Origin of the sequence: Pseudomonas sp. 18058, assembly GCF_902706155.1 — a bacterium.
Taxonomy (GTDB): domain Bacteria; phylum Pseudomonadota; class Gammaproteobacteria; order Pseudomonadales; family Pseudomonadaceae; genus Aquipseudomonas; species Aquipseudomonas rustica.
In genome coordinates, this window is the sequence record NZ_CACSJY010000038.1 from 1 (window position 1) to 20,038 (window position 20,038).

Sequence of the window (20,038 nt, forward strand, 5' to 3'; positions counted from 1 at the left end):
AGCAAGCCCGCTCCCACAGGGTTATGTGTGTTTACCGGCTCAACGCGCGGGCCAAAAATGGCGCAGTCTTGCTCTTCTTGCTTGCCGCAACCTTCTGCGGCGTGCCCGCCACCACAATCCTGCCGCCCTGATCGCCCGCCCCCGGGCCGATGTCGATCACCCAGTCACTCTGCGCGACCACGCGCATTTCGTGCTCGACCACAATCACCGTATGACCCGCCGTCACCAGCGTATCGAGCTGTTCCAGCAACCGGTCAACATCGCGCGGATGCAACCCTGTGGTGGGTTCATCCAGCACATACAACGTCGCGCCGCGTTGATTGCGTTGCAACTCGGTAGCCAGTTTGATCCGCTGCGCTTCACCACCGGACAACTCCGTCGCCGGTTGCCCGAGCCTTAAATACCCGAGGCCAATATCGCGCAGCACTTCCAGCGAACGACGAATCCCCGGCTGCCCGGCAAACACCGTCACCGCCTCATCGACCGTCAATTGCAGCACCTGCGCGATGCTCAAGCCCTCCCACAGCACCGCCAGCGTCTGCGGGTTGTACCGCGCGCCATGACAGGTCGGGCACGGCGCATACACGCTGGGCATAAACAACAATTCCACACTGACAAACCCTTCACCCTCGCACGTGGCGCAACGGCCCTTGGCGACGTTGAAGGAGAACTGCCCGGCGTCGTACCCCGCCGCGCGCGCCTCGGGGGTGGCGGCGAACAGCTTGCGCACGTTGTCGAACAGGCCGGTGTAGGTCGCCAGATTGGAGCGCGGTGTGCGGCCGATGGGTTTCTGATCAACTTGTACCAGCCGTTTGATCGACTCCAGTCCAGCAGTGACCTGGCCGCTGCTGACCTGCGGTGCATCGTCTTCGAGGCTGAGCTCTTCCGCTTCGCTTTCAACCGTCGGCCGCCCCAGTTGCGCGCCGACCAGTTCGAGCAATGCCTGACTGACCAGACTCGACTTGCCCGAGCCGGAGACACCGGTGACCGAGGTAAAACAGCCCAAGGGAAATTCAGCACTGAGGTTGTTGAGGTTATTGCGGGTGATGCCATCAAGTTTCAGCCACGCCGTCGGCTTGCGCGCGGCGCGGGTTTGTCGCTGGGTTTCAGCGAACAGATAAGCGCGGGTTTGCGACTCTTTAATATCGGCCAATCCCGCCGGAGGGCCGCTGTACAACACCTGTCCGCCCTTCTCGCCCGCCGCCGGGCCTACGTCGATCAACCAGTCAGCGCGGCGCATGGTTTCCAGATCATGCTCGACCACGAACAGCGTGTTGCCGTCCGCCTTCAGCCGCTGCAAAGCCTCGAACAACGCCTCGCCATCCGCTGGATGCAAACCGGCAGAAGGTTCATCCAGCACATAGATCACGCCGAACAACTGCGAGCCCAGTTGCGTCGCCAGGCGCAAGCGTTGCAACTCACCGGACGACAACGTCGGCGTGCTGCGCTCCAGCGCCAGATAGCCGAGTCCCAGATCGGTCAGGGTGCTGACGCGCTCCAGCAGATCTTCGGCAATGCGCTGCGCCGCCAGACGCTTCTCCAGCGACAGGTTCGGCGTGTGTCGCACATCCGGCGCACTCGCGTGACCACTGCCGCCGTGGGCCACCCTTTGCTGACGAGCCTCGCGGGTTTGCGCATGGCTCAGGGTTTCGCCGGTTTCCTCGGCGTGCTGCAGATAGCTCGCCGCAGCTACCGGTCGCAGCACCTCGGCCACTTGCAGCAACGGCATCTGCGACAACTCACCAATGTCGTACCCGGCAAAGGTCACCGACAACGCTTCACGCTTAAGGCGTTTGCCGTCACATAACGGGCAAGGACTGCCGAGCATGAATTGCGAAACACGCTTCTTCATCAGCGCACTTTGCGAATGGGTGAACGTGTGCAGGATGTAGCGACGCGCGCCGGTGAAGGTGCCCTGGTAGCTCGGCTCCATTTTGCGCTTGAGGGCGACGCGGGTTTCTTCCGGGGTCAGCCCGGCGTACACCGGCACGGTCGGGGTTTCCTCGGTGAAGAGAATCCAGTCGCGCTGCTTTTTCGGCAGTTTCTTCCACGGAATGTCGACGTCGATGCCCATGGTCACGAGGATATCGCGCAGGTTCTGCCCTTGCCACGCCAGCGGCCAGGACGCCACGGCGCGCTGGCGGATGGTCAGGCTCGGATCGGGCACCATCAGCGCTTCGGTGACTTCATAGACCCGGCCGAGGCCATGGCAGTCCGGGCACGCACCCTGCGGGGTGTTCGGCGAAAAGTCTTCGGCGTACAGCATCGCCTGCCCCGGCGGGTAGCTGCCGGCGCGCGAATAAAGCATGCGGATCAGGCTCGACAACGTGGTCACGCTGCCCACTGAAGACCGCGTGCTTGGTGTGCCGCGCTGTTGTTGCAGGGCCACGGCAGGCGGCAGGCCCTCGATGGAATCGACATCGGGCACGCCGACCTGATCGATCAGCCTTCTCGCGTAGGGTGCAACGGATTCGAAGTAGCGGCGCTGGGCTTCGGCGTACAAGGTCGAGAATGCCAGCGAGGATTTGCCCGAGCCGGACACGCCGGTGAACACCACTAGCGCATCGCGGGGGATGTCGATGTCGACGTTCTTCAGGTTGTGTTCACGCGCGCCTCGCACACGAACCATGCCGGCGGGCGCTTTCGAATTACGCTTGGAAGTCATTGGCGGGCCTTGATCGAAGAACAGAAAAAACGTCTATGACTAATGAGGCCTCATTGATTGCGGAGTTCATTGTGGCGAGGGGATTTATCCCCGTTGGAGTGCGAAGCGCTCCCCTGCATTTTTCCAGTTGAACCGCATTCTCAGGGTTTACGACTGCTGCGCAGCCGAACGGGGATAAATCCTCTCGCCACAGGTAACTCCCTACAGAGCTCGAGTAGGCTCAAGGTTCTGTCCCAGTCAGGCATTAAGCACCGCACGAATCATCTGCAACATCGCTTCCGGGCTGTACGGTTTGCTCAGCAAATGCGTGTCCGGGCTCAACTGGTGATTGCGCGAGATGATGTCGCGGGTATGCCCGGAGGTAAACAGCACCGCCACCGCCGGAATCTGCACTTTGGCCCACGCCGCCAGATCCGAACTCTTGATCAACCCCGGCATGACCACGTCGGTAAAGATCAGATCCACCTCGATCCCTTCCAGCAACATCTGCATCGCCACATCGCCGTTACCGGCCGTCAACACGCGATAGCCTTCCTCGCGCAGCAACTCGACCGCCGAGGCACGTACGGCGTCGTTGTCCTCGACCACCAGGATCGTCTCGTGCCCACCGCCCTGCAGATTCTCCACACTCGGAGCCTCATCGCGAACCGGGCGCAAGCTGCGCGGGAAGTACAACTGCACCCGCGTGCCCTCGCCGACCTGACTGGCAATCTCGACATGCCCGCCACTCTGTTTGACGAAGCCGAACACCATGCTCAACCCCAACCCCGTGCCTTGGCCATCAGCCTTGGTGGTGAAGAACGGTTCAAACACTTGCTCAAGTATCTGCGCAGGAATACCGGCGCCGGTATCGCTCACCGCCACCCTTACAAACTCACCGGGGACGATGCCTTTACCCGCGCAAAACTCGCTGTCGAGTCGAACGTTGGCGGCACTCAAACCAATGGTGCCCTCGCCCTTCATCGCATCGCGGGCATTGATCGCCAGATTGAGAATGGCGTTTTCCAGTTGATTGCGGTCGACGTTGATGTGCCACGGCTCTGCCGGTAATTGCACATCGATCTGAATGGTTTCGCCCAGCGCGCGCTGGAGCAATTCGCCGACGCCATCGAAAATCTGCTGCGGATTGCACACCGCCGGCGACAACGGTTGCCGGCGGGCGAACGCGAGCAGTTGCGAAGACAGTTTGGCGCCACGCTCAACCGCCGCCAGCGAAGCACTGACGCGGCGCTGCACGTTGGCGTTATCCGGTTCATGCCGAGCGAGTAAATGCAGATTGCCGGCGATCACTTGCAGCAGATTATTGAAGTCGTGAGCCACGCCGCCGGTGAGGCCGCCAATCGATTCAAGCTTCTGCGACTGGCGCAGTTGTTCCTCAGCCGCCAGGCGTGCCTCGACTTCATCGGCAACGCGCTGTTCAAGATTGCGGGTAAATTTGAGCAGAGACTCTTCGGCTATCTTGCGCTCATGAATGTCGATCAGTACGCCGGGGAAGCGCAGCGGTTCGCCGTTCTCGTTGAACTGGCAAGCGCCGCTGGCCAGCACCCAGAAATAGCTACCGTCGCCGCGACGAACCCGATATTCGGCGTTGTATGGCTCGCCGGTCTGCACGCACCGGCTGACTCGTTCCTGCACCCAGTCGAAGTCATCCGGGTGGATGCGCGACTCAGCAACGTCCTGAGACAAATTGCTCAGATCCTGATCCGGCGGGTAGGAGAACGTGCGGGCAAAACGCTCATCCGCGGACAGCCGGTTGTTTTTCACATCCCACACGAATGAACCGACCAACGCCCCCGCATTCAATGCCAGACGCACGCGTTCGTTATCGGCGCGATAGGCATTTTCGGCCTCTTGGCGCAATCTTTCGGAAATCACGAACTCGGTGGTTTCCACCACCATTGCCATCACCCCGGCAGGCGCTCCGGCATCATTGGAAACGGGACTGTAATAGAGATCGAGCCAAACCTCCTCGGGGACACCATCGCGCAGCAGTACCAGCGCCTTGTTGCGAAACGACAAGGTACCGCCGGCCAGGCACGTGTCGACTACATGGCGGTTGAAATCGGCAACTTCTGGCCAGCCCAACTCCACGGGGGAGCCGAGCAGATACGGATGGCGACCACCGGCAAATTCCGAATAGGCGTCGTTGTAGATCATGTAGCCGGCATGACCCCAAAGCATGACCATCGGCAGCGGCGAGGCCAGCATCAATTGCACCGCGCTGCACAGGCTCGCCGGCCAGGTATTTAGTGGGCCCAGTTCAGTGTGGCTCCAGTCGAACGCGCGGATACGTTCGGCCATTTCGCCTTGCCAGCCATCACAGCCGTGGCTATCGGATAAAAACTGCATCGACTGACTCGGTGTCCTGTGGTGGTTGCCCGATAAATCGCGACGCCAGAACGACGCGACGCCCGTCTGTTTCGAGCGTCTTCAGTCGTATTGGTTTCATAAGAGGTATAGCCGATTTCGTCCCCGCTCGGAGACTAGACCCCGATCAGGTGCTTGAGCGGATGGTAGCCAGTTTTCATCTTCGCGGCGACGTCGAGAATGGCTTTTTCGATGCCGTTCAAATGCATGCAGGTCAGCTCGATGGCAGCGCTCTGATTGCCAGCCTCGATGTATTCGATCAGGCGCAGGTGTTCGTCATCGCGGCACACTTCATGGCTGTCGTCGTCCAGTGCGGCGGCATACAGCGAGGCGCGCGAGATCAGCTTCTGGAACCAGTCGAGCAACACCGGGTTGTTGAGGCTGCGCGCCAGTTTGATGTGGAACTCGCCGAGCAGATGAATCAACCGTTCGTGGTCACCGGCAGCGTGTGCTTCGTCTTCCAGCAATAAATGTTCACGCAAGTCCTGCATCGCCGCGCTGTCCTTGCGTCGGCACAGTTCAGTGACGATGCCGATCTCGATCAGACGGCGGGTTTCGAACAGCGAACGGATCTCTTCATTGCTCGGCAATGAAACCGACGCCCCTTTGTTGGGCTCGGTGGTAACCAGGCCGTCGGCCTCCAATTGCTTCAACGCGGCGCGAACCGACGTGCGGCTGACATTGAATAAATCGGCCAATGAGGCCTCGCCCAGCTTCATCCCCGGGCGCAACGAGCGCTTGCTGATCGCCTCGTAAACCCCTTGGTAGACGCGGTCGACCGTGGTTTCCAGTTTCTTCTCGGTCATTCAAACACTCCTTTAGCGTCGGGCAACCAACCCCTGGCGATCGCTGGCCAAAGAAAAAGGGGGTTGCACACGCAGATTAATCCGGGTATTTCTAAATTGCATTCAGATATTGCATACAATAAATAGAGGATTGCACCAATATGGGTCAACCAATAGCAATTGAAGTGCGCAACGTCTCAAAACGGTATTCCGATGATCCAGGCCTCGCGCCGGCCCTCGACAATGTTTCGGTGAACATCGCCGACAACGAATTCTTTACCCTGCTCGGCCCTTCGGGCTGCGGCAAAACCACCCTGCTGCGCACCATCGCCGGCTTCGAGCACGTCAGTGAAGGCGAGATTCGTTTGGCCGGTGAACCGGTCAACGATCTGCCGCCATTCAAGCGCCGGGTCAACACGGTGTTCCAGAGTTACGCGCTGTTTCCGCACATGAGTGTGGCGCAGAATATCGCCTTCGGCCTCGAGATGCAGGGTCTTGATCGCAAGTTGATTCCGGATCGCGTCAACGAAATGCTCGCGTTGGTGCAAATGGAGCATCTGGCCGGGCGCAAACCCGCTGAATTGTCCGGTGGACAGCAGCAGCGCGTGGCTCTGGCCCGGGCCTTGGCGCCGAAACCGAAAGTGCTGTTGCTCGACGAGCCGTTGTCGGCGCTTGACCTCAAGTTGCGCAAAGAAATGCAGGTCGAACTCAAGCGCGTACAGAAAGAAGCCGGGATCACCTTCATTTTCGTCACCCACGATCAGGAAGAAGCGCTGACCTTGTCCGATCGCATTGCGGTGATGTCGGCCGGCAAGATCCTGCAGATCGGCACCCCGACCGATATCTACGAACACCCCAAACACCGTTTCGTCGCGCAGTTTATCGGCGATATCAACTTCTTGCCCGGCCAGCTCAAGCACGGCGAACACAACGAAAAACTCTTCGTGCCCAACGGCTTGCCGATTGAAATTCCTTGTCGGCAACAGAGCTTCGCCGGCAGCAGCGTGCAACTGGCGTTTCGCCCGGAGCGCTCGCAACTGGTCGACGCCAGCCAGCCGCATCACCTGCGCGGGGTCATTGAAGCTGTGCTGTATGTCGGCACGGCGACGCTGTACCAGTGCCGGCTGAACAACGACATCAAAGTCATGCTGCGCGAAAACAACGAGGGCTTGAACCCTGGCCGCGCAGTTGGCGAACGCGTTGCCGTGCACCTGCCGCCGCACGCCTGCCTGTTGATGGAGGCCTGAGATGAGTGTCAGCAGCACTTCCCCTGCCCTCAACCGCGCGCTGTTGCTCAGCCCGGTGGTGTTGACCCTGCTCGCCCTGATCGCCATTCCGCTGGGGATCATGGGCTACATCAGCCTGCTGCCGCGCAACACTTACGGCGGCGTCGACTGGCAAGCGCCATGGCAACTGCAAAGCTACGTGCAGCTGTTTTTTCAGGAAGGTTTTGACGGTGAACTGGAACTGAACTGGGTCTATGCCCAAGCGTTGCTGCGCTCGGTGCTGCAGGCCGGCGGCACCACCGTGTTGTGTTTCCTGTTCGGGTTTCCGGTGGCGTTGTGGATGTCGAGCCTGACCCCGCGCCGACGCAATTTGATGGTGTTGCTGATCACCATTCCGTTCTGGACCAACCTGCTGATTCGCAACTACGCGTGGTTGATCATCCTGCGTGAACACGGTTGGGTCGCGCAAAGCCTTAACGCCCTGTTCCCCAGCGCCGGCGGCATCACTCTGCTCTACAACGATTTCGCGGTGAGTGTCGGTCTGGTCTACAGCTTCCTGCCGTTCATGATTCTGCCGATCTATTCGACGCTGGAAAAACTCGACTGGCGTCTGGTCGAAGCCGCTTACGACCTCGGGGCGAATCGTTGGCACGCGTTGCGCCGGATCATTCTGCCGCTGTCGATGCCGGGCGTGATTGCCGGTGCGTTACTGGTGTTTGTGCCGAGCCTCGGCGCGTTCATCACTCCGGCGATTCTTGGCGGCGGCAAGACGCTGATGATCGGCAACCTGATCCAGCAACAGTTCGGCACCGCGCGCAACTGGCCACTGGGCAGTTCGCTGTCGTTCCTGTTGCTGGCGATTCTGCTGGTGTCGCTGGTGCTCTATGCGCTGTACAGCCGCCATTCGGCGAAGACCATCAATCGGGGGGCGAAAGCATGATTTCCCTGCACCTGAAAAAACTCCCGGGCACCCGCGAAATCAGCCTGCTGATCCTCGCCTATCTGTACCTGCCGATCTTCGTTTTGATCGCTTACAGCTTCAACGCCAACCGTTCGGCGACGGTGTGGACCGAGTTTTCCTTTGCCTGGTACGGGCGAATTCTGGCCAACCCGTCGATTCAGACGGCGGCGCTGAATTCGATCATCGTCGCCACCATCGCCACGGTCTGCGCCACGGCGATTGCACTGCTCGCGGCGCTGGCCACGTACCGACCGTTCTACGGGCAGAAAATGGTCGAGGGCGGCATCAACCTGCCGCTGATCCTGCCGGAAATCGTCACAGCGGTGGCGACGTTGCTGCTGTTTATGGCACTCGGCATCAAGCTCGGTTTGCTCACGGTGATCGTCGCGCACATCGGCTTCTGCATCCCCTTCGCCTACCTGCCAATCCGTGCGCGGCTCAACGATCTGGACAAGAGCCTGCTGGAAGCGGCGAACGATCTTTATGCCAATCCGTGGCAGGTGTTTCGCCGCGTGACCTTGCCGCTGCTGTGGCCGGCGGTGTTGTCCGGTGCGGTGCTGGCGTTCGTGGTCAGCCTCGACGATTTCATCATGACCTTCTTCGTCGCCGGCCCGGGTTCGACGACATTGCCGGTGTACATCTTCTCGGCGATCAAGGCTGGCGTGACCCCGGAAATCAACGCGATTTCGACGCTGATGCTGCTGATTTCCATCGTCCTGGTGGTGCTGGCCTTCTGGCTGGGCCAACGCGGTAAACAACAATAAATCTGGAGCGCTCTGTTCATGAAAATCAAAAGCATGCGGTTGGCAATGTCCGGTCTTGCCCTGAGTTGTTTCACCGCGTTCAGCGCCCACGCCGCCGAACCGAAAGAGCTGTTTTTCTACAACTGGACCGATTACTACCCGGTCGAATTGTTGGCCAAGTTCGAGAAGGAAACCGGGATCAAGGTGACCATGGACGGTTACGACAGCAACGAAACTTTGCTCGCGAAATTGCAGGCCGGTGGCGCCGCGTATGACGTGATCGTGCCGTCGCAGTCGATCATGCAGACGTTGATCAAGCAGGATCTGTTGATGGAAATCGACACGCCTACCCTGAGCAATTTTCAGTACGTCAAAGGACCGTTCCGCGATCCGAGTTTCGATCCGGGGCGCAAGTTCTCGGCGCCGTATTTGTGGGGCACCACCGGCTTCTCCTACGACAGCGCGCGGGTGCCGGGCGGCAAACTGGATGACTCGTGGAAAGAGTTCTTCGAACCGCGCAAAGAGCTGCAAGGCCAACTCGCCGCGCTGGACACATCGAGCAGCGTGATCAACGCCGCCAGCCATTACCTGAACGTCGACGAATGCAGCGAAAACCCGCAGGACGCCAAACGCATTCTGGAATTGCTGCAAAAGCAGAAGCCGTTTTTGAAGATGTACAGCTCCGACAACACCGTCGACCGCATGGCCTCGGGCGAGGTGATCCTGATGCAGAACTGGAACGGCTCGACCGCGCGGGCGACCTTGCAGAAGAGCACGATCAAGTACGTCTATCCGCGTGAAGGCGTGGCCATGTTCCAGGACAACTTCGCCGTACCGAAAAGCGCGCCGCATCCGGGCAACGCGAAGATTTTTATCGACTGGATGATGAAGCCGGAGAACGCCGCTGCCGTGTCGAATGCCATTGCTTACGCCAACGGGATTCAGAGCGATTCGTTGCTTGATCCGAAGTGGAAGGTGATGGATGCGATCAACATGCCGGAGGAATACGCCTCGCGTCTGCGGCCGGAGAAGGAATGCAGCAACAAGGCGCGGGAGCTGCAGGATCGGATTTGGTCGAAGCTCAAAGGCTGATTGCTCGATCTGAAACCGAGGCGCGGCCTTCGCGAGCAAGCTTTGCTCCTACAAGGAATGGGGGATCACACATAGCCCTTGTAGGAGCCGAGCTTGCTCGCGAAGAGGCCCGCCCGGCCAACACAATATTAAAAGACCTGAACGAGGTTTGTATGACCCAGCCACACTGGCTACGCAACGTGCGCCCCTACGGCGGCGCCGCCGAAGATCTGCTCATCGAAAACGGCCGCTTCAGCCAGCGCCGTCCGGCCAGCAATTCGACGCTGTCCGCCAGCGACATCGACGGCCACAATCAACTGCTCACCAGCGCATTGGTCGAAAGCCACGTCCACCTCGACAAAACCCTCTACGGCCAACCCTGGCGCCCAAACAGCGCGGGGCCGACGCTCAAGGACTACATCAGCAACGAGCGCCGCATCCTCCGCGAAGTCACCGCGCCCATCGCCGAACGCGCCGGCGCGCTGCTGGAAAACTGCATCGCCCGTGGTTCGCTGACCATGCGCTGCCACGTCGACATCGACCCGGAATTCGGTCTGCGTCACGTCGAAGCCATGCAGCAACTGCGCGAACGCTACAAAGACCTGATCGACCTGCAACTGGTGGTGTTCCCGCAAACCGGTTTGATCAGTCGCCCCGGCACCGCCGAATTGATGCGTGAAGCAATGGCGCTGGGCGTGGAAAACGTCGGTGGGCTCGACCCGTGCGGCATCGACAACGATCCGATCGCGCAGCTCGATTTCGTTTTCAAACTCGCGGCTGAATTCGGCCGTGGCGTCGATATTCACCTGCACGACAAAGGTGAGCTGGGCCTGTGGCAAATCGCGCTGATCGCTGATTACACCGAGCGTTTCAACCTGCAAAACCGGGTGATGATCAGCCACGCCTACTGCCTCGGCATGTTGCCGTGGAGCCAGGTCAAACCGGTCGCCGAGCGCTTGGCGGCGCTGGGGATTTCGCTGATGAGTTCGGCGCCGGCCGACACCGCTGTGCCGCCGTTTCTTGCGTTGCGTGAGGTCGGCGTCAATGTCTGCCTGGGTTCCGACGGCATTCGCGATGCGTGGTCGCCGATGGGCAATGGCGACATGCTCGAACGGGCAATGTTGTTGGCGTTTCGCTTTGATCTGGGCAAGGACGATGAGCTGACGGCGGCGTTTGAGGCGGCCACGGTGAATGGTGCGCGGGCGCTGGGTATCGAGGATTACGGTTTTGCAATTGGTCAGCGTGCGGACTTCTTGCTGATGCCGGTTGAGACGCTGGGCGAGGCGGTCGTGGCGCGGCCGTTGCGTCAGGTCTATCGCGGTGGCGCGTTGATCGCCGAAGGTGGCCGCTTGCTGAGCAGCCGTCTGTGAAACGCATCGGTCTCAAAGCCAGTTGCGTGGTCGGTTTCGACGGCGCGCAGCATGTGCTGTGGCGCGACGGTGAAGTGGTGTTTTCGGGTTCCCGTATCGAATTCGTCGGGCGCGGTTATGCCGGGGCGGTGGATCAGTGGATCGATTACGGCAATGCGCTGATCGGCCCTGGCTTCATTGATCTCGACGCGCTGGGCGATCTCGACTCCACGGTGTTGACGCTGGATAACGGCGACGAGCGCGCCATGGGCCGCATGTGGTCGTCCGAGTATCTGACCGCCGGCCCGCGTGAGACATACAGCGCCGACGAAGAAGTTTTCAAATACCGCTACGCCTTCACCCAGTTGATCCGCAACGGCATCACCACGGCCATGCCGATCACCTCGATGTACTACCGCGAATGGGCGGAAACCTACGACGAATTCGCCGCTGTCGCAGACGTTGCCGGTGAACTGGGTTTACGCACTTACCTCGGCCCCTGCTACATGAGCGGCATGAGTTACTGGCAGGCCGACGGTACCCTCGCCCATCACTGGGATGAGGCTCGCGGGGTGGCCGGACTGGATGCGGCAGAACGCTTTTTCAAGGATTTCGACGGCGCCCATGACGGTTTGATTCGTGGCGCGCTGCTGCCGGATCGTATCCAGACCTGCACACCCGCATTGCTGCAACGCACCGCCGCGCTGAGCCGCGAACTGAATGCGCCGATGCGTCTGCATTGCTGTCAGGCGCTCAGCGAAGTGGCGATGGTTGAGCAATTGCGCGGCGCGTCACCGCTGGAGTGGTTGCGCCAACTGGACTTGCTCACGCCGCGCAGTCTGCTGCCGCACGGCATCTACAACGCTGGCGACGATGATTTGCAACGGCTGATCGACGGCGGCGCGAGTCTGGTGCATTGCCCGTTGGTGTTTGCCCGCGATGGCGAGGCGTTGAATTCATTCGGTCGCTACCGCGCCAAGGGCATCAACTTCGCACTCGGCACTGACACCTGGCCGGCGGATCTGCTGGAAAACATGCGCCACGGCTTGAACATTGCGCGGCTGATGGAGGGCGGCTCGGCGCTGACCAGCAGCCTCGATCTGTACAACGCCGCGACCCTCGGTGGCGCGCGGGCGTTGGGTCGCGATGACCTCGGTCGACTGGCCCCCGGCGCCAAAGCCGACATCACCGTATTCAGTCTGCGCGGCCTTCATCTGGGGCCATTGTTCGACCCTTTGAAAAACTTGCTGCTGGCCGGGCGTGGCGACGATTGCATCGCCAGTTACATCGACGGTCGTTGTGTGATGCTCGACGGTCAGGTCACCGGCGTCGACTACCCCGCCCTGCAACGTCAGGCCCAACTTCAATACGAAAAACTCATGCGCAGCCACAGCGACCGCGCGTTCACCCGGCCGGACTGGAAAACCCTGTTCCAGCCGTCCATTCCGTTCGCCGATGACTACAGCGCCGACGCGCCATTGAGCGCCATCGATCCACTTTCCTAGAGGTTTTGCCCATGCACAGTTTCGATTTCAGCCAGCTCAGCCCACGGGAAAAATACAAGATTCTCATTGGCAGCGTCGTGCCTCGGCCGATTGCGCTGGTGACCACCATCGATGGCGAGGGCAGGATCAATGCCGCGCCGTTCAGCTTCTTCAATGCACTGTCGGCGGATCCGCCGATTCTGGCGCTGGGCGTGGAGAACTATGGCGATCAGAGCCCGAAAGACACCACGCGCAATATTCAGCTGAATCAGGAATTCACCGTGAACATCGTCAGCGACGCGTTGGTGGAGGCCATGAACGTGTGTGCCGTGCCGTTTGCTCCGGGTTTCGATGAGTTGACCGCGGCAGGCCTGACGGCGATTCCCGGTACCACGGTGAAATGCCCACGCATTGGTGAGGCGCCGGTGGCGCTGGAGTGCCGGCGGATGATGGCGCTGAACATCGGTCAGTCGCGGGAGATCATTTTCGGTGAAGTGTTGATGGCGCATGTGCGCGATGAGCTGATCGATCCGAAAACCTTGTACATCGATCAATTGGGGCTGGATGCGATTGGGCGTATGGGCGGCCATGGTTATGCGCGCACCCGTGATTATTTCGACCTGCCGACTCGCTCGTTGCAAGCGTGGACGGAAGCACCGGGCGGTGGCGAACGGTTTTGGCCAGCCGCCAAATAAACCAACAGCAAAAGATCGCAGCCTTCGGCAGCTCCTACTGATCGTTCCTACGCTCCGCGTGGGAATGCCGCCATGGACGCTCTGCGTCCACTGTGACGCGGAGCGTCACGGGATGCGTTCCCACGCAGAGCGTGGGAAAGATCAATGCATTCCCCCTGTAGGAGCTGCCGCAGGCTGCGATCTTTTGATCTTTCAGTCAGTGCCGTATTTCGGCGAACGCGGGCCGTACAGCAGACCTGCGTGCTGACCAGCCGAGAGCAGACGATTGCTCGCCACACCGGCAATCGGGTAACCGGCATCGGTCGAACTGTTGATGATCTGCTTCACCGCTGCGGTGATCAGCATGCCGATCAAACCGCCGCCACCGTTGTTGCCGCCCTCTTCGCTCGACGCCCGCGCCGAACCGGTCCACAGCGTTGTGCCGCTTTTCAGATCCACCAGTTTCGCCGTCGCGGTCACGGCGGTTTCACTGCTGATCACCAGATAACGCGTGCCGTACTCGGTCACGGTGATATACAGGGCCGCGTCCGCACCGAAGATTTCCTTCAGTTTGTTCGGCGGTGCCTGATGGATATCGTCCGGGGTGGTCAGGCCATTCTGGCGGAAAGTTTCATCCACCAGCGCGATCGGCAACACGTAATAACCAGCCTCGGCCAGAGGGAACGTCACTTGCGACAGCAAGCTGTACGACGCCTTCACATCCGGCGAGGTGTTCAGCGGCGGCAGCACCAGAATGGTCTTCGGGCGTGCCTGTTTGTACGCTGAATAGTCCACGGTTTTTGGCGCTACGCAGCCACCGAGTACAGTCAGGGCCAAACCAGCGGCGAGTAACTTCAGGGTACGCGAGATCATTTGGCGTCTCCGGTCTTGGCGTTTTTAAGCAGAAAATCCATGTACGGGCCGGACTCGGGGAACAGCGCTTTCTCGGTGTTGAACTGCTGCACCATCTGATCGTCCTTGCCCATGCTCAAATAGAGCAAGCCAAGGTGGGCGTGGTAACCCGGCGGCACGGCTTTGCCGGTAGAGCGGATCTTTTGCAGGTCACGTTCCAGCACTTCGGCCTGCGCTTCTTTCGGCTCTTCGCCTTTGAAGTATTCGTAGACCTGCGGTTGGTAGTCTTCCCACTGGTACAGGGTTTTCGGGCCGGCACAACCGGCCAGCAAGGCACTGGCGGCCAGCGTCAGCGCCATCAGCGAGCGCGACAACGTCGAATTCATGGGTGTTGCTCCTTGCAATGAATGGGCGTCGATCAGTTGCCCGGCTTCCAGGCACCGGCATTCATGCCATCGACCAGACGATTGATCGCCTCGCGCATGGCCAGATCCAGTACTTTGCCGTTGAGGGTGGAGTCGTAAGCTGCGGTGCCGCCGAAGCCAACGATTTCGCGGTTGGACAAGGCGTACTCGCCGGCGCCTTGCGTGGAATACACCACTTCGGAAGTGCTGATGTTGACGATGTTCAGGTTGACCTTGGCGTACGCGATCTGGGTTTTGCCACGGCCAAGAATGCCGAACAACTGGTGATCGCCAATCTCTTTGCGGCCGAACTCGGTAACGTCACCGGTGACCACGTAATCAGCACCCTTCAAGCGCTGGGCCTGGCCCTTGATCGCCGCTTCCTGCTGGATCTCGCCCATGTTGTCGCGATCCAGCACGCTGAAGCGGTTGGTCTGCTGCAAGTGGGTGATCAGTATGGTTTTGGCCTGGCCGCCGAGACGATCGACGCCATCAGAGAAGATCCCGCGCATGTAGCTGGAGCGGTTGTCGAACTTGCCCACGGCCATCGGCACACGAACGCCAGTCCAGACTTGAGAGGCGCTTTCAACCTTGGCCACTGGCAACGCGCGCGAGCTTTCGGTGGCGCAACCGGCAAGGGTACCGGCCAACGTGCCGAGCACGGCAATGGCAACGCCTGAGACCAACATCCGGGAGATCATTCTCACTGAGTATTCCTTCTTGAAAAACGGTGTGTCCCGGCACGGCGACGTGGGGTGGGAGCTTGAAAGGGGCGGCATTATGACAAAGTGCCATCATTGCGAACAGATATTTTTGACGCCAACGAAATGGCTGATTTGGCCATACACAAAATCAACTGTGGGAGCGGGCTTGCTCGCGAAAGCGGTTTACCAGACACCAAATTTTTTGAATGACAGACCGTTTTCGCGAGCACGCCCGCTCCCACAAGGGGTCAGCGTATTAGTGGAAATCGCGGCTTTGCACGCGGATGCCGTTGAGCAGTGGGCTGAGGTCGCTCAAGCGTCCAGCAATCAAATGGCGGACTTCGCCTTGGCGCTCCCAGCGGCCATCCACCTTGAGCAGTTGCGAACCGACCAGCACCTGCCGCTGACGCTCAGCCAAGTCGCGCCAGACCACCACGTTGACGTTGCCGAACTCATCTTCGAGGGTCACGAAGGTCACGCCACTGGCGGTACCCGGTCGCTGCCGCCCGGTGACCAGTCCGGCAACGCTCACCGGCCGGCCATGCTCGACATCGAGCAACTCCTGCGAACTGCGGCAGCGCAGTGCCTTCAATTCACTGCGCAACAGCGCCAGTGGATGCGGGCCCAGCGTGGTGCCAATCGTTGTGTAGTCCGCGTGCAAATCCTCACCGACACTCGGCTTGGGCAGCACTACATCAGGCTCTTCCTGGTTCGGCAAGCCGGCAAATAATCCCAGTTGTTTCTGCACCCCGGCGACTTCCCAGCGCGCCCGATGCCGGTGCCCAGCCAGGCCGCGCAACGCGCCGGAATCCGCCAACAACGCCTGCGCCCGACTGTCGAGCGCGGCCCGTTCGCCGAGGTCGGCGATGTCGGCAAATACTCCGCGCGAGCGTGCAGCTTCAATGCGCCGGGCATCGTCTTCGCGAAAACCCTTGATCATGCGCAGACCCATGCGGATCGCCGGTTGTGCCCCGGCAATCGGTTCCAGACTGCAATCCCAATCGCTGGCGCGCACATCGACCGGGCGAATCTGCAAATGATGCCGGCGTGCGTCTTGCAGGATTTGATCGGGGCTGTAAAAACCCATCGGCCAACTGTTGATCAGCGCACAAGCGAACGCCGCCGGTTCGTGGCACTTGAGCCAGCAACTGGCGTAGGTCAGTAAGGCAAAACTGGCGGCGTGGGACTCAGGAAAACCGTAGCTGCCGAAGCCTTTGATTTGCTCGAAGATCTGCGCAGCGAACTCAGGTGTATAGCCGTTTTTCTTCATGCCGGCGGCCAGTCGTTCCTTGTGCGGTTCGAGTCCGCCGTGACGTTTCCACGCGGCCATCGAACGGCGCAACTGATCCGCCTCACCGGGGCTGTAATCGGCGGCGACGATGGCGATCTGCATCACCTGTTCCTGAAACAGCGGCACGCCCAGGGTTCTTTCCAGAACGACCTTGAGCTCCGGCGACGGGTAGGTTTCCTCTTCTTCCTTGTTCCGGCGGCGCAGGTACGGGTGCACCATGCCACCCTGAATCGGCCCCGGTCGGACGATGGCGACCTCGATCACCAGATCGTAGAACGTCGCCGGTTTCAGGCGCGGCAGCATCGACATCTGCGCCCGCGATTCGATCTGGAACACGCCGATGGTGTCGGCGCGGCTGATCATCTCGTAAGTCGGTTTGTCTTCGGAAGGAATCGTCGCCAGGCTCAAATCCTGATTGCGATGCCGGCGCAGCAGGTCAAAGCAGCGGCGAATCGCACTGAGCATGCCGAGGGCAAGAATATCCACTTTGAGCAGGCCGACCGCGTCGAGGTCGTCCTTGTCCCACTGAATGATCGTGCGGTCGGCCATCGCCGCATTTTCGACCGGCACCAGCATGCTCAGCGGTTGCTCGGAAATCACGAACCCGCCGGGGTGTTGTGAAAGGTGCCGGGGGAAACCGATCAATTGGCCGGTCAGGCTCAATACCCGCCGTAGGACCGGGCTGTCAGGGTCGAAGCCGCCCTCAAGCAAACGCTCCAGCGGTGGCGTTTCGTCGCTCCAGTGGCCGCAACAATCAGCCAGCGCGTTGATCTGATCCGGTGGCAGGCCCAAGGCCTTGGCCACGTCGCGTACGGCACCGGCCGCGTGATAGGTGCTGACCACCGCCGTCAGCGCCGCACGATGACGGCCATAACGGCGAAACACGTATTGCAGGACTTCTTCGCGGCGTTCGTGCTCGAAGTCGACGTCGATGTCCGGCGGCTCGTTGCGCTCTTTTGACATGAACCGCTCGAACAGCAACGTGGTGTGATCCGGATTAATCTCGGTGATGCCCAAGGCAAAACATACCGCCGAGTTGGCCGCCGAGCCACGCCCCTGACAGAGGATTTTTTGCTCGCGGGCAAAGCGCACCACGTCATGCACAGTGAGGAAGTAACTTTCGTAGCCGAGCTCGGCGATCAGCTGCAATTCCTTGTTGATCTGCCGCAACACCTTGAAGGGCGCGCCCTTCTTCCAACGCCAGGCGATGCCCTGTTTCGTCAGTTGTCGCAACCAGGAACTGGCGCTGTGCCCCTCCGGCACCAACTCTTTCGGGTACTGATAACGCAACTCGCCGAGATCGAAAGTGCAGCGCCGGGCCAGAGTCACCGACGCTTCCAGCAGTGCTGGCGGATACAGTTCGCGCAACACCTCGACACTGCGCAAATGCCGCTCGCCATTGGGATGCAGGCGCAACCCGGCCTCGGCCACCGGCACGTGATGACGAATCGCAGTCATGGTGTCCTGCAGGGCGCGCCGACCACGGGCGTGCATGTGCACATCACCGCTGGCCACGGCGGGAATCTGCAGTTCGCCGGCCAGACTCAACAACCTCGCCAGACGCTGTTGATCGTCCTGGCCACGATGCAATTGCACCGCCAGCCACAGGCGCTCGCCGAACGTCTGCTTCAGCCAGCGGCCCTCTTCCACGTCATCCAGCGAGTCCGGCACCCACAACACCAGCAACCCCGGCAGCGGCTCGCTGAAATCTTCGCGCAGTACCAGATACTGACCTTTCTGGGTGCGCCGCCGGGCGCGAGTGATCAAGCCGCACAGCGCCTGATAACCGGCGAGACTCTCCACCAGCAACACCAGTTTCGGGCCGCTTTCGATGCGCACTTCGCTGCCGATAATCAGCGGCAGCTCAACCGATTTCGCCGCTTGCCAGGCCCGGACGATCCCGGCCAGCGTGCATTCATCGGTGATCGCCAGCGCCTGATAGCCGTGTTTTTTTGCCCGTTGAAACAGCTCAAGGGCACTGGAGGCACCGCGCTGGAAACTGAAGTTCGACAGGCAGTGCAATTCGGCATAGCCGTCACTCATGCGAACCAGCCTTGCAGCCACAATGGCCCGCCCTCACCCACCGCGCGATACGCCCAGCCTTGCTGACCGGCGCGGTTCTGGATCAGGTAATAATCGCGGCGTACATCGTCACCGTCCCACCAGCCCGATTCGATGCGTTCCGGGCCCATGAGAATCCGCGCCGAACCTTGCGGCACACTCTGCGGTTCACCGAGCAACCAGCCCGGCCGGTGCACGCTGGGCAACGCGGCGCAGCGCTGTTTATCGACGCCGTGCTGCCAGGCGCACTCCGGTCGATGATCAGCCTGAAAGCGCAAACCCTGCACCGCGTCATCACCCAACCGCGCACGCAGGCGTTCGCGCAATTGCTCCCACGGCAGCGTCTGCTGCGGGCGGTCATCGAACAGCTCCTGAAACTGCGGGACGAAACTCGGCAGATCTTCGGCGCGCAGACGAAAGCCGCGCACCGGCGCCTCGACCTGCACTTGTTCCAGCCGCCCACGGGCCAGTTCGAAAAGCATTGCCGGATCACGTTCGGCGCTGAGCAGGCCGACTTTGATTACGGTGTCCGGCAGCCCGGCATGTTCCAGATGCAGTTCGAAACGCTGCACGCCGCTGTCGCGGCCACAGAGGAATGCCGACAGATCACCGGTCAAACGACGCAACGGGAACAGCAACGCCTGATGGGACTGCACGTCGAAATTGAGTTCGATGCGTACATCAAAACGATCCGGCGGCAGGTAAAACTCCAGCGCCAGTGGTCGTGCACCGAACAAGGTGTCGAGGTGTTTAAGCATCTGCGCTTCGAAACGCCGGGCCAGCGCCTGACGCGGCAGGCTCTGCACCTGACTGAGGTTGCGCAGGCCCATGCGCGACAACGCCATGGCCACGCCCGGTTCCAGACCGACGCGGTCAACCGGCAACTGGCCGAGGTGATGCTGCAAAGCTTCGCCGTCGGGCACCACTAAACCGTCGTAAGCATTGGCCAGCACTCGCGCGGCCACCGGGTTGGGGGCGGCGACGATGCGATGGCGGAAACCCAACTCGGTCAGTTCCTTGCGCAAACGCGCTTCTAACTGCGCCCAGGAACCAAACAGACCAAGGCTGGACTCGATCTCGAACACCACGGTGCGCGGGTAATGCACGCTGACCTGCGCGCTGAAACCGTAGGCCCACGCCGCGAGAAACTGCTGCCAGTGTTCGACTTCGGCGGCCTCGTAATCGGCGGTGGCAAAACCTTTGCTCATCGCCTGAGCGGCGGTCATCGACTGACCGGAGCGTAAACCAAGTTTGCGCGCGGCCGGGTTGACTGCTTGCAGCACCCGCCGCTGAGCCGGCCCGCTGAGCAGCACCAATGGCTCATCGGGATCAGGACGCTGACGCAGCACCGCGTCCAAGGCCAATTGCGGAAAAAGAATACAGACCCAGCGCATGGTGACC

At 60.7% G+C, this 20,038-nt stretch carries 15 protein-coding genes; 7 read left to right on the forward strand and 8 right to left on the reverse strand.

The window, feature by feature from the left end:
- Window positions 1-31 precede the first annotated feature (31 nt).
- The 3 genes from GVL50_RS19470 to GVL50_RS19480 all read right to left on the reverse strand — a co-directional run bounded on the left by GVL50_RS19470 (window position 32) and on the right by GVL50_RS19480 (window position 5,838).
- Complete coding sequence (locus tag GVL50_RS19470) at window positions 32-2,665, reverse strand: excinuclease ABC subunit UvrA (protein ID WP_159814788.1); 2,634 nt, start codon at window positions 2,663-2,665, stop codon at window positions 32-34.
- A gap of 237 nt (window positions 2,666-2,902) precedes the next feature.
- Window positions 2,903-5,014, reverse strand: a complete 2,112-nt coding sequence (locus GVL50_RS19475) for a PAS domain-containing sensor histidine kinase (protein ID WP_159814789.1) — start codon at window positions 5,012-5,014, stop codon at window positions 2,903-2,905.
- A 134-nt stretch (window positions 5,015-5,148) separates the two neighbouring features.
- Window positions 5,149-5,838, reverse strand: coding sequence for a GntR family transcriptional regulator (locus tag GVL50_RS19480; RefSeq protein WP_053120886.1), 690 nt, complete (start codon window positions 5,836-5,838; stop codon window positions 5,149-5,151).
- 140 nt (window positions 5,839-5,978) lie between these two features.
- Here GVL50_RS19480 and GVL50_RS19485 point away from each other — a divergent pair, with 140 nt between their 5' ends.
- From GVL50_RS19485 to GVL50_RS19515, 7 genes are all read left to right on the forward strand, one after another.
- The gene (locus GVL50_RS19485) at window positions 5,979-7,064 is read left to right on the forward strand and encodes an ABC transporter ATP-binding protein (protein ID WP_159814790.1); all 1,086 of its coding nucleotides are present in this window, start codon (window positions 5,979-5,981) and stop codon (window positions 7,062-7,064) included.
- 1 nt (window position 7,065) lies between these two features.
- The gene (locus GVL50_RS19490; protein ID WP_159814791.1) at window positions 7,066-7,983 is read left to right on the forward strand and encodes an ABC transporter permease; all 918 of its coding nucleotides are present in this window, start codon (window positions 7,066-7,068) and stop codon (window positions 7,981-7,983) included.
- Complete coding sequence (locus tag GVL50_RS19495) at window positions 7,980-8,768, forward strand: ABC transporter permease (RefSeq protein WP_053120891.1); 789 nt, start codon at window positions 7,980-7,982, stop codon at window positions 8,766-8,768. Before GVL50_RS19490 ends, GVL50_RS19495 begins: the two co-directional genes overlap by 4 nt.
- A gap of 18 nt (window positions 8,769-8,786) precedes the next feature.
- Window positions 8,787-9,839 carry an extracellular solute-binding protein gene (locus GVL50_RS19500; protein WP_159814792.1) on the forward strand — a complete coding sequence of 351 codons (1,053 nt, stop codon included), beginning with the start codon at window positions 8,787-8,789 and terminating at the stop codon, window positions 9,837-9,839.
- 152 nt (window positions 9,840-9,991) lie between these two features.
- Entirely contained in the window at window positions 9,992-11,188 is a 1,197-nt protein-coding gene (locus tag GVL50_RS19505; protein ID WP_159814793.1) for an amidohydrolase family protein, read from the forward strand.
- A complete protein-coding gene (locus GVL50_RS19510; protein WP_159814794.1) occupies window positions 11,185-12,672 on the forward strand; it encodes an amidohydrolase family protein in 1,488 nt (495 codons plus the stop codon). Before GVL50_RS19505 ends, GVL50_RS19510 begins: the two co-directional genes overlap by 4 nt.
- Window positions 12,673-12,683: 11 nt before the next feature.
- Window positions 12,684-13,346: a flavin reductase family protein gene (locus GVL50_RS19515; protein ID WP_053120900.1), complete on the forward strand. Its 663-nt coding sequence runs from the start codon at window positions 12,684-12,686 to the stop codon at window positions 13,344-13,346.
- Window positions 13,347-13,538: 192 nt separating this feature from the next.
- Here GVL50_RS19515 and GVL50_RS19520 read toward each other — a convergent pair whose 3' ends face one another.
- The 5 genes from GVL50_RS19520 to GVL50_RS19540 all read right to left on the reverse strand — a co-directional run bounded on the left by GVL50_RS19520 (window position 13,539) and on the right by GVL50_RS19540 (window position 20,031).
- The gene (locus tag GVL50_RS19520) at window positions 13,539-14,198 is read right to left on the reverse strand and encodes a DUF799 domain-containing protein (protein ID WP_053120902.1); all 660 of its coding nucleotides are present in this window, start codon (window positions 14,196-14,198) and stop codon (window positions 13,539-13,541) included.
- Window positions 14,195-14,563, reverse strand: coding sequence for a DUF4810 domain-containing protein (locus GVL50_RS19525; RefSeq protein ID WP_053120904.1), 369 nt, complete (start codon window positions 14,561-14,563; stop codon window positions 14,195-14,197). The genes GVL50_RS19520 and GVL50_RS19525 overlap by 4 nt, the downstream gene beginning before the upstream one ends.
- A 32-nt stretch (window positions 14,564-14,595) precedes the next feature.
- Window positions 14,596-15,282, reverse strand: a complete 687-nt coding sequence (locus tag GVL50_RS19530) for a CsgG/HfaB family protein (protein WP_172680119.1) — start codon at window positions 15,280-15,282, stop codon at window positions 14,596-14,598.
- A 259-nt stretch (window positions 15,283-15,541) separates the two neighbouring features.
- Window positions 15,542-18,640 carry an error-prone DNA polymerase gene (locus GVL50_RS19535; RefSeq protein WP_218586045.1) on the reverse strand — a complete coding sequence of 1,033 codons (3,099 nt, stop codon included), beginning with the start codon at window positions 18,638-18,640 and terminating at the stop codon, window positions 15,542-15,544.
- Window positions 18,616-20,031 carry a DNA polymerase Y family protein gene (locus GVL50_RS19540; RefSeq protein ID WP_159814796.1) on the reverse strand — a complete coding sequence of 472 codons (1,416 nt, stop codon included), beginning with the start codon at window positions 20,029-20,031 and terminating at the stop codon, window positions 18,616-18,618. Before GVL50_RS19540 ends, GVL50_RS19535 begins: the two co-directional genes overlap by 25 nt.
- Between the last annotated feature and the right edge of the window lie 7 nt (window positions 20,032-20,038).